The following is a 15,472-nucleotide window of genomic DNA, read 5'->3' as shown; positions in this document are numbered from 1 at the left end:
GGCGCGGGCGCCGCGGCCGGCGCCTGCTGGGGCGCGCCCGTCCCGCCGCTGCCGCCGCGCGCCGGCAGGCCGCCGCCCTGCGGGCTGGCTGCCGTCGGCTTGGGACCGGAATTGCTGGTGATCACGAAATCGGCGATGCCGAAAGTGCCCTCGTCGTAGGCCATGACGCCGATCTCGCTGCCCAGCGCGGGCTCATTCTCGACATCGGCGATCTTCTGGCCGTTCACGATGAACCGGGCGGCGCCCGGCACCTCGACCACTTTGATCCTGTCCGAGCCATCCAGCTTGGCGACATTGGGCACGGAAGCAATATCGCGGCGCTTCTGCCCTTCCAGACAGAAAAGCAGCGTGTTCTTGTCAGCCCGGATCTCGAGCAGGCACAGGCTCTTGCGGGCGCTGTTGTTCAACGCGATGCCGATGGACGCCTTGGGGCTTTTCGAATTGACGACGACATTGACGTCGGTGATGCGGCCGGCTTCCGGCGCGGGTCCGGCGTTGATGTAGAAAGTCTGCTCGCCGCCGGGCACCTCGCTGTTGCGCAGCGTGAACCACCCGTCCTGCTCGCCGACCACCCATCCCTGCAGCAATTGCTGCTTGACGGTGCCTGCCAGCGGGCCGAGCTGCTTTTCATATTCGGCATGTGCGGGTGAGCCAAATGCAGCAAGAACGAGAAGTAGCCCGGCGCCACGTAAATACATCTGAGTGTCCCTGATTAGTCAGATTTAAGTCGCGCAGCGTATTCCAGATCAAAACGATCCGCTTATGCATTTGTTAAAGATGTATTCCAAAGTAAATGCCGGCACGTGTGCCGGCATTTACTCTTAAAGATGCGCCGCCTGTGGCGCCGCGGCCGTCAGGTTCCGGCGCGCGCCAGCAGCGCCACGACCGTCGCCGCGATGCCTTCCTTGCGTCCCAGGTAACCCAGGCCCTCATTGGTCTTGGCCTTGATATTGACCTCGGTCTCGGCCAGCCCGGTATCGGCCGCGATGTTCTTCACCATGGCCGGGGCGTGCGGCCCGATCTTCGGGGCCTGCGCGTGCAGGGTGGCGTCGATGTTGACGGGCGTCCAGCCCGCCTGGCGCACGCGGGCCATGGCTTCGCGCAGCAGCACGCGGCTGTCGGCGCCCTTGAAGGCCGGATCGGTGTCCGGGAAGTGCCGGCCGATATCGCCCAGGCCCGCCGCGCCCAGCAGCGCGTCGGTGATCGCATGCAGCAGCACGTCCGCATCGGAATGCCCCAGGAGGCCGTGGGTGTGGGGGATCGTGACCCCGCCGATGATCAGCGGCCGCCCCTCGACCAACGCATGCACGTCAAAGCCCTGCCCGACGCGGAAAGGAATGCTCATAGCCATTTTTCCATCAGTTCAAAATCGTCCGGCCATGTCACCTTGAAGTTGCGCATGGCCCCCGTGACCAGCAGCGGCGCGTAGCCGGCGGCCTCGATGGCCGAGGCCTCGTCGGTGACGGCGACGCCGTTCACGGACGCCGCGGTCAGCGCATCGCGCAGCACGCCCGCGCGGAACATCTGCGGTGTTTGCGCCAGCCACAGGCCGTTGCGGTCCAGCGTGCGTTCCACGCGTTCGTGGCCGCCCTTGACCGTGTCGGCCACCGGCAAGGCCAGCAGTCCCCCTACGGGGTCGGCCTGGCACGCGTCGATCAGCCGTCCCAGCGCCGCCGCAGGCAGGCCCGGACGCGCCGCGTCGTGCACCAGCACCCAGGTGTCGTCCGCAACGCCACTGTCGGCCAGCGCGCCCGCGACGGTATCGGCGCGCGTGGCGCCGCCGCAGGCGCGCCAGACGGTACGCGGCAGGCCGGCCAGCGCGGCATCCACCCAGCCGTCGCCCGGCGTCACCGCCACGCGCACCTGGGACACGCGCTCGTCCGCAAGCAGCGCGCAGACCGCGTGCCGCAGCATGGGCTGTCCGGACAGTGGACGATACTGCTTGGGAACGGCTTCGTGCCCGGGCCGGCTGGCGCGGGCGCCGACGCCGGCGGCGGGCACGATCGCAATGATTGAGTCAGACATGGTGCGGTGATTTTATAATCTTCCGCTTGATGTCCGCTTCCAGTCTGATGCCCGCCCCTTCCGCCTCCGCCCCAGCAGCGCCTACCGTCCCCGCCACGGCTTCCACCCTGTCCGCGCTGAAGCCCGGCACGCGCTACGCGCAGCCCCGGCCGCCCGGATCGGGCGACGCCTGGCTGCTCGCGGATCTGGCGCGCCAGGCCGGCGGCCCGCTGGTCATCCTGACGGCCGAGCCCCTGGAAGCCCAGCGGCTGGCCGAAGAAATCCAGCTGTTCGCCCCGGGCTTGCGCGTGCGGCAGCTGCCCGACTGGGAAACGCTGCCCTACGACGCCTTCTCGCCGCACCAGGACCTGATCTCCGAACGCCTGCACACGCTGCACTCGCTGATGATGAAGTCGGTGGACGTGCTGACCGTGCCCATCACCACCGCGCTGTACCGCCTGGCCCCGCCGTCGTTCCTGGCCGCGTACACCTTCTCGTTCAAGCAGAAGGACAGGCTGAATGAAGCGGCCCTGCGCGCGCAACTCACCCTGGCCAACTACAACCACGTCACCCAGGTGACCTCGCCCGGCGAATTCTGCCTGCGCGGCGGGCTGATCGACCTGTTCCCCATGGGCTCGGTGGTGCCCTATCGCCTGGACCTGTTCGACGACGAGATCGAGACCATCCGCAGCTTCGACGTCGACACCCAGCGCAGCCTCTACCCCGTCCGCGAGGTCCAGCTGCTGCCCGGCCGCGAATTCCCCATGGACGAGGACTCGCGCAACCGGTTCCGCGCGCGCTTTCGCGAGGTCTTCGAAGGCGACCCCTCGCGTGCGCTGCCCTACAAGGACATCGGCAACGGCATCCCGTTTGCCGGCGTCGAGTACTACCTGCCGCTGTTCTTCGAAGAAACCGCCACCTTGTTCGACTACGTGGCCGAAGGCACGGTCATGGTCACCGTCGGCGACATCGACGATGCCATCCAGCGCTTCAACCAGGACACTTCCAGCCGCTATGGCTTCCTGAAGAGCGACCGCGAGCGCCCGGTCCTGCCGCCTTCCGCCCTGTTCCTGGACACCGAATCGCTGTATGCCCGGCTGAAGGACTTCCGCCGCCTTGCGCTGGCCGCCGGCCAGCCCCACCCTGACTTCCGCGCCGCGCCGGACGTCAGCGTGGCCCGGCGTTCGGAAGATCCCATCGCCAAGCTGCGCGCGCTGGTGCAGACGCGCCAGACCCGCGTGCTGTTGTGCGCCGATTCGGCCGGCCGCCGCGAAACCCTGGTGCAGATGCTGAACGAGTTCGGCGTCACCCCCGACGCCCAGCCGGACACCATCGAGGCCTTCCTGGCCTCCGACGCGCATTTCGGCATCGTCGCGTCGGCGCTGGGCATCGGCTTCGAGCTCCCCGGCGCCAACCTGGCCTTCCTGACCGAAAACGACCTGTACCCCGGCCTTGCCGGAACCGGCCGGCGCGGCAAGCGCGACCAGGAGCGCGCCAGCAACGTCGAAGCCATGGTGCGCGACCTGTCCGAACTGCGCGCCGGCGACCCCGTCGTTCATGCGCAGCACGGCATCGGGCGCTACCACGGCCTGGTCAACATGGACATGGGCGAAGGCGAAATGGAGTTCCTCCATCTCGAATACGCCAACGGCAGCACGCTTTACGTGCCCGTGTCGCAACTGCACGTGATCGCCCGCTACAGCGGCGCCGATCCGGAAGCCGCGCCGCTGCACCAGCTGGGCTCCGGCCAGTGGGACAAGGCCCGCCGCAAGGCAGCCAAGCAGGTCCGCGACACCGCCGCCGAACTCCTTGCGCTGTATGCGCAGCGCGCCGCGCGCGAAGGTTTCGCCTTCAACCTGCCGCTGAACGACTACGAGGCGTTCGCGGAAGGTTTCGGCTTCGAGGAAACCGTCGACCAGGCCGCCGCCATCGAAGCCGTGATCGGCGACATGACCTCGGGCCGCCCCATGGACCGCCTGGTCTGCGGCGACGTGGGCTTCGGCAAGACCGAAGTGGCGCTGCGCGCGGCCTTTTTGGCCGTGGCCAACGGCAAGCAGGTCGCGCTGCTGTGCCCCACCACGCTGCTCGCCGAGCAGCACGCGCAGACCTTCTCCGACCGCTTCGCGGACTGGCCCGTGCGCGTGGTGGAACTGTCGCGCTTCCGTTCTGCCAAGGAAGTTTCCGCCGCCATCGAAGGCATCAACGACGGCCGGGTCGACATCGTCATCGGCACCCACAAGATCCTGTCCAAGGACGTAAAGTTCAAGCGCCTGGGCCTGGTGATCATCGACGAAGAACACCGCTTCGGCGTGCGCCAGAAAGAGGCCCTCAAGGCGCTGCGCGCCGAAGTTGACGTCCTGACGCTGACCGCCACCCCCATCCCGCGCACGCTGGGCATGTCGCTGGAAGGCATCCGCGACTTCTCCGTCATCGCCACGGCGCCGCAGAAGCGCCTGGCCATCAAGACCTTCGTGCGGCGCGAGGACGGCAGCACCCTGCGCGAGGCCCTGCTGCGCGAACTCAAGCGCGGCGGCCAGTGCTACTTCCTGCACAACGAAGTCGAAACCATCCACAACCGCCGCGCCCGCCTGGAAGAACTGGTGCCCGAGGCGCGGATCGCCGTGGCGCACGGCCAGATGCCGGAGCGGGAACTGGAACAGGTGATGAAGGGGTTCTACCAGCAGCGCTACAACGTGCTGCTGTGCACCACCATCATCGAGACCGGCATCGACGTGCCCAGCGCCAACACCATCGTGATCCACCGCGCGGACCGCTTCGGGCTGGCCCAGCTGCACCAGCTGCGCGGGCGCGTCGGCCGTTCGCATCACCAGGCCTACGCCTACCTGCTGACGCCGGGCGAGGACGCCATCACCAGCAACGCCAAGAAGCGCCTCGAGGCCATCCAGGCCATGGAAGAGCTCGGCTCGGGCTTCTACCTGGCCATGCACGACCTGGAGATCCGCGGCACCGGCGAGGTGCTGGGCGATTCCCAGTCGGGCAACATCCAGGAAGTCGGCTTCTCGATGTACAACGAGATGCTGAACGAAGCCGTGCGTGCGCTGCGCGCCGGCGAGGAGCCCGACCTGGACGCGCCCTTCAACCTGGCGTGCGAAGTCAACCTGCATGCCCCCGCCCTGCTGCCGTCCGACTATTGCGCCGACGTGCATGCGCGCCTGGCCATCTACAAGCGGCTGGCGCACGCCGCCGACGAAGACGACCTGATCCACATCCAGGAAGAACTGATCGACCGTTTCGGCAAACTGCCCGAGGCGGCGCAGACGCTGCTGGCCACGCATCGCCTGCGCCTGGCGGCCCAGCCGCTGGGCATCGTCAAGATCGACGCCAGCGAAACCCAGGCCCTGCTGCAGTTCGGCCCCAAGACCTCGGTCGACCCCGGCAAGATCATCGAACTCGTGCAGCGGCAGCGCCACATCAAGCTGGCGGGACAGGATAAATTGCGGGTCGAGATCAAGGCGCCGCAGGTGCCTGCCCGCGCCGACGCCGTGCGTGCCGTCCTGCGCGCCCTGAAGTAATCCACGCCACCCTTTCCCCGACTCCCATGACTACCCACAACCTCGTCGTCCAATCTCCCGGCCTCGCCATCGAACACGCGGAACAGCTGGCCGCGCTGGCCCAGGCCCAGGGCGTGGCGCGCATCAGCAACACCGCCGCCCGCCTGCTCGACGTGCAGCATGACGCCGACACGCGCGCTGAGGTCGTCGCGTGGGCCGACGCCCGCGGCGTCGACGCCGCATTCGTGCCCGCCGGCCTGAAACTGTCGGGCTGCAAGGTGCTGGCCATGGACATGGACTCCACCCTGATCAACATCGAATGCATCGATGAGATCGCGGGCGTGGTCGGCGTCAAAGACAAGGTGTCCGAAATCACCGAAGCCGCCATGCGCGGCGAGATCAAGGATTTCGCGGAAAGCCTGCGCCGCCGGGTCGCCCTGCTCAAGGGCGCGCCCGCCAGCGCGCTGGAGCAGGTCTACGAGGACAAGCTGCGCCTGAATCCGGGCGCCGAACGCCTGATCACCACCGCGCAGTCCGCCGGCATCAAGGTGCTGCTGGTCTCGGGCGGCTTCACTTTCTTCACGGAACGGCTGCGCGAGCGCCTGGGCCTGGACAGCGCGCACGCCAATACGCTGGAAATCGAAGGCGGCGTGCTGACCGGCCGCGTTTTGGGCGACATCCTGGACGCCGACGCCAAAGCTGCCCACCTGCGCGAGTTCGCCCGCACGCATGGGGCCGAAACCCACCAGATCATCGCCATGGGCGACGGCGCCAACGACCTGAAGATGCTGGCCGCCGCGGGCTTTCCGGTGGCCTATCACGCCAAGCCGCTGGTTCGCCAGCAGACGCGCTACGCGCTGAACGTGTCGGGTCTGGACGGCGTGCTGAACTGGTTCGAAAGCTGATCCCGGCCCCGCCCCGCGTCATCCCATATGAAAAAGCCACCTTCCGGTGGCTTTTTCATGCTTGGTACCGAACGCTTAGTACCGCACCCGCAGGGACAGCAGCGCCGCCCGGCCCTGGCCCAGCGCCGCATAGTGCGCCGCATAGGCCTTGGAGTAGTACGTTTCGTCGAAGATGTTCAGCACGTTCAACTGCGCCGAGAAGTGCTCGTTGAACTCATAGGCCGCCATCGCATCGAAGCGCCAGTACGACGGGACCCAGCGCGCCTTCGGCGTGCCGTTGGCGTTCTTGGTGGCATCCGAATTGCCGTACACCTTGTCCACGTAGTAGGCGCCGCCGCCGATCGTCAGCTTGGGGATGACCTTGTAGGTGGTCCACAGGCTGAAGGCGTTGCGCGGGGTGTTGGGCAGGTCCTGGCCGACGGCGCCGCTGTTGTAGGCGCCCTTGGTCATTTCGCTGTCCATGAAGGTGTAGCCGCCGAACACGTTCCACTTGGGCGTGATGGCGCCCGAGAAGCCCAGTTCGATGCCGCGCACCTTGGCTTCGCCCACCTGGGCGGTTTCGTTCGCCGAAATCGCCACGCTGGTGTTCTTGCGCACGTCATGGAAGGCGGCGGCCGACAGCGTCAGCTTGTCGTCCAGCACATCCCACTTGGTGCCCAATTCGACCGTGCGGCTCTTTTCCGGCTCCAGCGTCTGGTTCGTGACGGTGACCGCGTCGCTGACCGCGCTGCCGGCAACGGCCGACGGCGTGGAGGACGTGCCGTAGGTGGCATAGATCGTGCCGTTGGGCAGCGGCTTGTAGGCCAGGCCGATCTGGTAGTTGAACAGATTGTCCTCGCGCTTGGCCGAGGCAGTCGCGGGAACGCTGGTCAGGTTGGTGGCGCTGGTGCGGTAGTTGTCCCACCGGCCGCCCAGGCTGGCCTGCCATTGCTCGTTCAGCTTGATCGTGTCGAAGGCGTAGACCGCCACCGTGTCGGTGTTGTAGCGGGCCGGATTGTCGTTGCGGCGCAGCGTGCCCGTGTAGTCGGTGTGGGGATCCGGGTCCCACAGCGAAGCGCACACCACCGACAGGCGCGTGCAAGTCGTGCTGGTCGGCACGCCCGACTGGGTGTAGCCGTCCTTGTCCTGCTTGATATTGCTGTATTCGAAGCCCAGGTCGAACGAGTGCTTCAGGCTGCCGGTTTCGAATTCGCCCGTCAGGTCCGTCTGGTTGGCAAAGGTCTTGGTGACGTAGTAGCCCGACTTGAGCGCGCGATAGACCAGGCCATTGGGGATGTTGCCCTTGCTGTCGTCCGGGTTCGTCGCGGCGAAATCGGTCGTGCCGCGGCCGTAGCGCATGACGTTGCGCAGTTGCAGCTTGTCGGAAAAATCGTGCTGGAAGTCGACGGTGGCGACATCGTCGCGCGTCTTCATGAAGTCCCGGCCCGTCAGGCCGTAGAACGCCTTGCGGCTCACGCCCTTCGTCTCCGTCACCGGCTGGCCCGTCGCCGGGTCATACGGGATCGAGTAGTCGGGCATGCTGTCGTCTTGGTAGTGGTAGTAGCTGAGCGTGATGCGCGTCGGCGTGCCCACCCCCAGCGTCAGCGACGGCGCCACGCCCCAGCGTTCGAAGTCCACGGCATTGTCGCGGCCGGGGACGTCGCCCTTGTTGCCCATCACGTTCAGACGGAACGCCGCCTTGTCGGCCAGTCGCCAGTTGCTGTCGATGGTGGCGCGGTAGTTGTTGTCCGTGCCGATCTGCGCGGTGGCTTCAGTAAAGTCCGTGGGCTTCGGGGTTTTGCTGACCATGTTGATGCTGCCGCCCGCGCCGCCGCGGCCCGCATACACCGAGTCCGGCCCCTTGATGATTTCAACCTGCTCCAGGTTGAAGGTATCGCGAACCTGGGTGCTCGAATCGCGGATGCCGTCCAGGAAAATGCTGCCGGCCGAGTTCTGGCCGCGGATGATCGGCAGGTCGCCGCCGGGACGGCCGCCTTCGCCGGCGCCGAACGTGATGCCCGGCGAGTTGCGCAGCACGTCCTGCAGCGACGATGCGGCCTGGTCCTGGATCACCTGGCGCGGCACGACCTGCACCGTGCGCGGCGTGTCCAGCAGGGGCGCGGTCATCTTGGGCGACTGCGCGGTGGACGTCTGGTAGGAAGACCCTTCGCCTTCCACGCGGACGGGAGACAGCTGCGTCACGCCCGAGTCGGCGGATTGGGCGGCGGCATAGGGAGTAATGAACAACGCAGGCGCGGCAATGGCGGCGGCGAGCGAGGTGGTGAGCGTATTCAGCGAATACGAATCTTGGGGCTTCAAACCAGCTTCTCCAGAATGTGAATAGCAACGATTCTTGTTTTTTTCGGCGTTTGCGATTCTGAACTCGGCGGCTGAATGAAACCTGAAAGATTTGATCCTGCTCATCTAAAAGATGAAAAAACAACACTGTGGGGCGAACTTTCGACGCATTTCCAGCCCGCCGTTTTAGGGGGCGGATCGCGCAGCCTCGAACGCGCTGCACGCGCGGGCAGGCACACAGATTCTGAACGGCTGAGGCCGCGGCGGCGCACCGCATGAACGCGCCACGACCCGTCCGTGCCCCCACCGGCCAGAGGCTCCAGAACGCGCCACAAGCCGCCAGGAAAAACATCCACCCCAATCCATGCGCCCATGAAAAAACGCCCCAGGCGGGGCGTTTTTGGGGCTTGGCGCGCCGTTATGTGCGCAAGCGAGGGTGCCGTTTGAACAGATACCGGTAGACGAACCCCGGATAGGCCAGCACCAGATACAGGCTGAGGGTGATGGCGTAGAACTCCCAGGTCTGGGCGAAGCGATTGCCCAGCGTGGATTCGAACGCAAATCCCAGCGCGCCGACGATCGCGTAGAACACCAGCACTTCGACCAGGCGCATCCAGAACGGCTTGACCGCCACCGCACCGCCCTGTTTCCAGGGCAGGACGGCGAAAACGCGTTCGGTCAGGAAGGGAAGATTCGCGCTGACGAGCGCCAGCGCGATCAACAGCCATACCGCCAGCGTCTGGTTCATGGCTGCTATCCGTCCCTTAGAGGCTCAGCGAGGAGCGGATGGCCTGGACGCACAGGGCCATCAGGCCGCCGGGCAAGAGGCCCAGGACCAGGATCATGGCGCCGTTGATCGACAGGACGCCGCGCTGGCCGCAAGTGGCGACCATCGGCGTCGCGTCAGCCGCCGGCTCGTCGAAGTAGACGACCTTGACTACGCGCAGGTAGTAGAACGCGCCAATCAGCGAGAACAGCACCGCGACCACGGCCAGCGCGACGTGGCCGGCGCTGATCAGGGCCTGGAGCACGGCCAGCTTTGCGTAGAAGCCCACCAGCGGCGGAATGCCGGCCAGCGAGAACATCAGCAGCAGCACGATGGCGGCATGCCACGGGCTGCGGCGGTTCAGGCCCTTCAGGTCGTCGATGTGCTCGCACTCGAAGCCCTGGCGCGACAGCAGCAGCACGATGCCGAAGCTGGCCAGCGTGGTCAGCACGTAGGTCAGCATGTAGAACAGCGACGCGCCGTAGGCGGCCGACGACAGTTCCGGCTTGCCCGCGACCGAACCGGACATCAGGCCCAGGAGCACGAAGCCCATGTGCGAGATCGTCGAGTAGGCCAGCATGCGCTTGAAGTTGGTCTGGGCGATGGCGGTCAGGTTGCCGATGGCCAGCGACAGAACCGCCAGGATCATCAGCATCGGCTGCCAGTCGGCGGCCAGGCCGTGCAGGCTGTCGACCAGCAGGCGCAGCGTGATCGCGAAGGCGGCCAGCTTGGGCGCGCCGCCCAGGATCAGCGTGACGGCGGTCGGCGAACCCTGGTAGACGTCAGGCACCCACATGTGGAACGGAACCGCGCCCAGCTTGAACGCCAGGCCGGACACCAGGAACACGATGCCGAACACCAGCGCCAGCTTCTCGGCCTTGCCGGCGGCGATGACCTTGGACACTTCGCCCAGGTCCAGGTGACCCGTGGCGCCGTAGATCATGGACATGCCGTACAGCAGGAAACCCGAAGCCAGAGCGCCCAGCACGAAGTACTTCATGGCCGCTTCGGTCGCCACGACGTTGTCGCGGCGCAGGGCGATCAGGGCGTACAGCGCCAGGGACATCAGTTCCAGGCCGAGGTAGATGGAGATCAGGTTCCCGGAGGAAATCATGACCATCTGGCCCAGCAGCGCGAACAGCGTCAGGACGTACAGTTCTCCGCCCTTGACCATGTCGCGCACCTGCGCATAGACCCGGCCGTAGATCAGCGTCACCGCGACCGCCACGTAGGAGGCGATCTTCAGCAGATGCGACAGCTCGTCCGTGACGTACAGGCCGTTGAAGGTCGAGCCCGCCACGCCGTTCTTCCACTGCACGGCGGACACGACGGTCAGCACGCCCAGGGCAAGCATGGTCAGCAGGAACGTCGGCTTGCGCTCGGGGTGATTGCTGACCGCGTCGATGAGCAGGATAGCCAGGCCGAAAACCAGCAGGAGGATTTCCGGTGTCGCCAGGGCGAAATCGATTTGGGATTGCATCATTGTCTTGTCTTACAGTTTCGAGACGGCAACGTGTTGCAGCAGGGCCTCGACCGACACGTGCATCACGTCGGTAAAGGGCTTGGGATAGATCCCCATGTACAACACGGCGATCGCCATCACGCCAAGAATCACGAATTCGCGGCGATTGATATCGGTCAGCTCGCGCACGTGGTCATTGGCGACGTCGCCCAGCACCACGCGCTTGACCATCCACAGCGAGTACGCGGCGCCCAGGATCAGGGCGGTAGCCGCCAGGAGGCCGATCCAGAAGTTGTGCTGGACCGCGCCCATGATCACCATGAATTCGCCGACGAAACCGCTGGTGGCCGGCAGGCCGCTGTTGGCCATCGAGAACAGGATGAAGAAAGTGGCAAAGCGCGGCATCACGTTGACCACGCCGCCGTAGTCGGCGATGCGGCGCGAATGCATGCGGTCGTAGAGCACGCCGATACACATGAACATGGCGCCCGACACGAAACCGTGCGAGATCATCTGCACGATGGCGCCTTCGACGCCGGCCGTATTGAAGATGAAGAAGCCCAGCGTGACGAAGCCCATGTGGGCGACGGACGAATAGGCCACCAGCTTCTTCATGTCATCCTGCACGATCGCGACCAGGCCGATGTAGATCACGGCGATCAGCGACAGCGTGATCATCATGCCGGCGAGGCTATGCGAGGCATCGGGAGCGATCGGCAGCGAAAAGCGCAGGAAACCGTAGGCGCCCAGCTTCAGCATGATCGCGGCCAGCACGATGGAGCCGCCCGTGGGCGCTTCAACGTGGGCATCCGGCAACCACGTGTGGACGGGCCACATCGGCACCTTGACCGCGAAGGCCGCCAGCAGCGCCACGAAGATCAGGATCTGCGGGGTATAGCCCAGCTTGGTCTGCTGCCACGTCAGGATGTCGAACGAACCGCCCGAGGCATTCCAGAGGTAGACGAACGCCACCAGCGTCAGGAGCGAACCCATCAGCGTGTACAGGAAGAACTTGAATGCCGCATAGACGCGGTTCGCGCCGCCCCAGACGCCGATGATGATGTACATCGGGATCAGCGTGGCTTCGAAGAACACGTAGAACAGCATGCCGTCCAGCGCGCAGAACACGCCCACCATCAGACCCGACAGGATCAGGAAGGCAGCCATGTATTGCGCGACGCGGCTGGTGATGACTTCCCAGCCGGCCAGCACCACGATGATCGTGATGAAGGCCGTCAGGAGCACGAACCACATCGAGATGCCGTCGATGCCCAGGTGGTAATTGACGTTGAAGGCCTCGATCCAGGAGGTCTTCTCCACGAACTGCATGGCGGCCGTGGAGGAGTCGAAACCCGTGTAGAGCGGAATCGTGACCAGGAAACCGGCGATAGCGCCGACGAGCGACAGGCCGCGCGTCAGGCCGGGACGGTCGTCACGGCCCACCGCCAGCACCAGCAGGCCGAATACGATCGGGACAAAGATCGCAAGCGTGAGCCAGGGAAAAGTGTTGGATGCCATCTCGCTTGCCATCATTGGGGAATCAGCACAAAGAAAGTCACCAGCGCCATGACGCCGATGATCATTGCGAACGCGTAGTGATAGATGAAGCCGGACTGGAGGTGGCGGCTGATGGCTGCCACCCAGCCCACGACGCGGGCGCTACCGTTGATCAGGATGCCATCGATGATGCCGCGGTCGCCGGTCTGCCACAGGCCGCGACCCAGGCAGCGCAAGCCGCGCGCGATGACCTGCTCGTTGACCCAATCCACGTAGTACTTGTTCTCGAGCACCTTGTTCACGCCCGACAGGCTGGACTTGATGGCGGCCGGAACCTTGGGATTGATCAGGTAGCAGTACCAGGAGATGACGGCGCCGGCCACGACCAGCCAGAACGGCAGGGTCTGGAAGGCATGCAGGCCGTAGGCGACCCAGCCGTGCCACTCTTCGCTCAGCACGTGCATGGCGGGATGCTGCAGCGGCAGCACCTTGATAACGCCGTCGAAGAACTTGCCGAACACCATCGGGTCGACTGCCCAGGCGCCGATCATCACCGACGGGATCGCCAGCAGGATCAGCGGCAGCGTGACCACCCAGGGCGACTCATGCGGCTTGCCGCCATGATGGCCGTGGCCGTGGTCGTCGTGGCCATGGTCGTCGTGGCCGTGCGCGTCATGGCCGTGGCCGTGATCGCTGGTGTCGAAGCGTTCCTTGCCATGGAAGACCAGGAAGTACACGCGGAACGAGTACAGCGAGGTCACGAACACGCCGATCAGCACGGCGTAGTAGGCAAAGCTGGCGCCCCACACGTTGGCATGGCCGGCGGCTTCGATGATGTTTTCCTTCGAGTAGAAACCCGAGAAGAACGGCGTGCCGACCAGCGCCAGCGTGCCCAGCAGGAAGGTGATCCAGGTGATGGGCATGTACTTGCGCAGGCCGCCCATGTTGCGGATGTCCTGGTCGTGGTGCATGCCGATGATGACCGAGCCGGCGCCCAGGAACAGCAGCGCCTTGAAGAACGCGTGGGTCATCAGGTGGAAAATCGCCACCGAGTAGGCCGACGCGCCCAGCGCCACGGTCATGTAGCCCAGCTGCGACAGCGTGGAATACGCGACGACGCGCTTGATGTCGTTCTGGATGATGCCCAAGATGCCCAGGAACAGCGCGCCGATGGCGCCGATCACGATGATGAACGACAGCGCCGTGTCCGACAGTTCGAACAGCGGCGAGAAGCGCGCGACCATGAAGATGCCGGCCGTCACCATGGTGGCGGCGTGGATCAGCGCGGAGATCGGGGTCGGGCCTTCCATCGAGTCGGGCAGCCAGGCGTGCAGCGGAACCTGGGCCGATTTGCCCATGGCGCCGATGAACAGGCAGATGCAGGCCACCGTCAGCAGCATCCAGTCCGAACCGGGCAGCGTCATCGCGGCCAGCTTGTCGGCCTGCGCGAAGACTTCACCGTAGTGCATCGTGCCGGCGTAGGCGAACAGCAGGCCGATGCCCAGCACGAAACCGAAGTCGCCGACGCGGTTGATCAGGAACGCCTTCATGTTGGCGAAAATCGCCGTGGGACGGGTGTACCAGAAGCCGATCAGCAGGTACGACACCAGGCCCACCGCTTCCCAGCCGAAGAACAGCTGCACCATGTTGTTCGACATCACCAGCATCAGCATGGAGAACGTGAACAGCGAGATGTACGAGAAGAAGCGCTGGTAGCCGGGATCGTCAGCCATGTAGCCGATGGTGTAGATGTGCACCATCAGCGACACGAAGGTCACCACGACCATCATCATGGCCGACAGCGGATCGATCAGGAAGCCGATTTCCAGCTTGGTCTGGCCGATCAGGCTCCAGGTGTAGACCGCGCCGTCGAAGCGCAGGCCGTTCAGCACGTCGGCCAGCACCACCACCGAACCGATGGTGGAGATGAGCACGCCCAGAATCGTGATGGCATGCGAGGCGCGGCGGCCGATGGGCCGGCCGAGGAAGCCGGTGCCGAAGAGGCCCGCGAGAATTGCTCCGGCCAGCGGAGCCAGCGCGATGAGCAGGTAGAGATTGGGTGAGCTAGACATTTTCTTCCAATACCCCGTCAGCCCTTCAGGCGATCGAGTTCGTCAACGTTGATCGTGTTCAGGTTGCGGAACAGCAGCACCAGGATGGCCAGGCCGATCGCCGCTTCGGCGGCGGCCACGGTCAGGATGAAGAACACGAACACCTGGCCGGCGGTGTCGCCGAACCAGCTGGAGAACGCCACGAAGTTCATGTTGACGGCCAGGAGCACGAGCTCGATGGACATCAGGAGAATGATCAGGTTGCGGCGGTTCAGGAAGATGCCGAAGATCCCGATGGCGAACAGGATCGCCCCGAGGATCAGATAGTGGGCCAGCGTCAGCGTCATTCTTTTTCTCCTTGGGGCGCGGCAACGCCGTTCGAAGCGTCACGCTTGGCCTGGGCACGCTCGCTCTGGGCGGGCATGTTCACCATGCGGAAGCGGTCCTTCGAGCGCACGCGGACAGCGGCGACCGGGTCGTTGTACTTCACGTCGCGGCGGCGGCGCAGGGTCAGCGCGATCGCGGCGACCATGCCGACCAGCAGCAGCGCGGCGCCGACTTCAACGGCGTAGATGTACTGCGTGTACATCGCCTCGCCCAGCGCGCGGGCGTTGTTGTAGTCGCTGGGCAGTTGCGCCTGCGGGCCCGAGCCGTACCAGATGGAGCCCAGCACGAAGGACACTTCCAGCACCAGCACCAGACCGATCACCAGGCCCAGGGGCAGGTAGGTCTTCATGCCTTGCCGCAGCGTATCCATGCGGATGTCGAGCATCATCACGACGAACAGGAAGAGCACCATCACGGCGCCCACGTACACCAGCACCAGGAGCAGCGCGAGGAATTCGGCGCCCAGCAGCATCCACAGCATGGCCGCGTTGGCGAAGGCCAGGATCAGGTGCAGGACTGCAGTGACCGCGCTGCGCGCGGTGATCACGCGGAAGGCCGCGATCACCAGCACGGCGGCCAGTATGTAGAAAAGGACAGTGGTAAAAGTCATG

General features: G+C 65.3%; 11 protein-coding genes and 1 pseudogene. 2 read left to right on the top strand and 10 right to left on the bottom strand.

Annotation, left to right across the window (positions count from 1 at the left end; genetic code table 11):
* The 3 genes and pseudogenes from ABE485_RS04080 to ispD all read right to left on the bottom strand — a co-directional run.
* Positions 1–698, bottom strand: a pseudogene (locus tag ABE485_RS04080) (DUF4344 domain-containing metallopeptidase); the annotation flags it as partial.
* 155 nt (positions 699–853) lie between these two features.
* Entirely contained in the window at positions 854–1,345 is a 492-nt protein-coding gene (gene ispF, locus ABE485_RS04075; protein ID WP_346513648.1) for a 2-C-methyl-D-erythritol 2,4-cyclodiphosphate synthase, read from the bottom strand.
* Positions 1,342–2,025, bottom strand: a complete 684-nt coding sequence (ispD, locus tag ABE485_RS04070; RefSeq protein ID WP_346513646.1) for a 2-C-methyl-D-erythritol 4-phosphate cytidylyltransferase — start codon at positions 2,023–2,025, stop codon at positions 1,342–1,344. Before ispD ends, ispF begins: the two co-directional genes overlap by 4 nt.
* Before the next feature lie 29 nt (positions 2,026–2,054).
* On the opposite strand from ispD, the gene mfd reads away from it, so the two are divergent.
* Positions 2,055–5,537, top strand: coding sequence for a transcription-repair coupling factor (gene mfd, locus ABE485_RS04065; protein ID WP_346513644.1), 3,483 nt, complete (start codon positions 2,055–2,057; stop codon positions 5,535–5,537).
* A 26-nt stretch (positions 5,538–5,563) separates the two neighbouring features.
* Positions 5,564–6,421, top strand: a complete 858-nt coding sequence (gene serB, locus ABE485_RS04060) for a phosphoserine phosphatase SerB (protein WP_346513642.1) — start codon at positions 5,564–5,566, stop codon at positions 6,419–6,421.
* A 75-nt stretch (positions 6,422–6,496) separates the two neighbouring features.
* Here serB and ABE485_RS04055 read toward each other — a convergent pair whose 3' ends face one another.
* The 7 genes from ABE485_RS04055 to ABE485_RS04025 form a co-directional block, all read right to left on the bottom strand.
* On the bottom strand, positions 6,497–8,719 hold the full coding sequence (locus ABE485_RS04055; protein ID WP_346513641.1) for a TonB-dependent receptor: 2,223 nt from the start codon (positions 8,717–8,719) through the stop codon (positions 6,497–6,499).
* Between the two features lie 397 nt (positions 8,720–9,116).
* Positions 9,117–9,446 (bottom strand): DUF2818 family protein, encoded by a 330-nt coding sequence (locus tag ABE485_RS04050; RefSeq protein WP_346513639.1) that lies wholly within the window; start codon positions 9,444–9,446, stop codon positions 9,117–9,119.
* A 16-nt stretch (positions 9,447–9,462) separates the two neighbouring features.
* Positions 9,463–10,947: an NADH-quinone oxidoreductase subunit NuoN gene (nuoN, locus tag ABE485_RS04045; RefSeq protein WP_346513637.1), complete on the bottom strand. Its 1,485-nt coding sequence runs from the start codon at positions 10,945–10,947 to the stop codon at positions 9,463–9,465.
* Positions 10,948–10,956: 9 nt separating this feature from the next.
* A complete protein-coding gene (locus ABE485_RS04040) occupies positions 10,957–12,459 on the bottom strand; it encodes an NADH-quinone oxidoreductase subunit M (protein ID WP_346513635.1) in 1,503 nt (500 codons plus the stop codon).
* Entirely contained in the window at positions 12,456–14,495 is a 2,040-nt protein-coding gene (nuoL, locus tag ABE485_RS04035; RefSeq protein WP_346513634.1) for an NADH-quinone oxidoreductase subunit L, read from the bottom strand. The genes ABE485_RS04040 and nuoL overlap by 4 nt, the downstream gene beginning before the upstream one ends.
* Before the next feature lie 17 nt (positions 14,496–14,512).
* Positions 14,513–14,821, bottom strand: a complete 309-nt coding sequence (gene nuoK, locus ABE485_RS04030) for an NADH-quinone oxidoreductase subunit NuoK (RefSeq protein WP_006217969.1) — start codon at positions 14,819–14,821, stop codon at positions 14,513–14,515.
* On the bottom strand, positions 14,818–15,471 hold the full coding sequence (locus tag ABE485_RS04025) for an NADH-quinone oxidoreductase subunit J (RefSeq protein ID WP_008161198.1): 654 nt from the start codon (positions 15,469–15,471) through the stop codon (positions 14,818–14,820). Before ABE485_RS04025 ends, nuoK begins: the two co-directional genes overlap by 4 nt.
* Position 15,472 lies beyond the last annotated feature (1 nt).

The organism is Achromobacter spanius (assembly GCF_039673305.1).
Classification (GTDB): domain Bacteria; phylum Pseudomonadota; class Gammaproteobacteria; order Burkholderiales; family Burkholderiaceae_B; genus Achromobacter; species Achromobacter spanius_F.
Note: the sequence above shows the minus strand (reverse complement) of the source record. Positions and strands in the feature narration are given on the sequence as shown.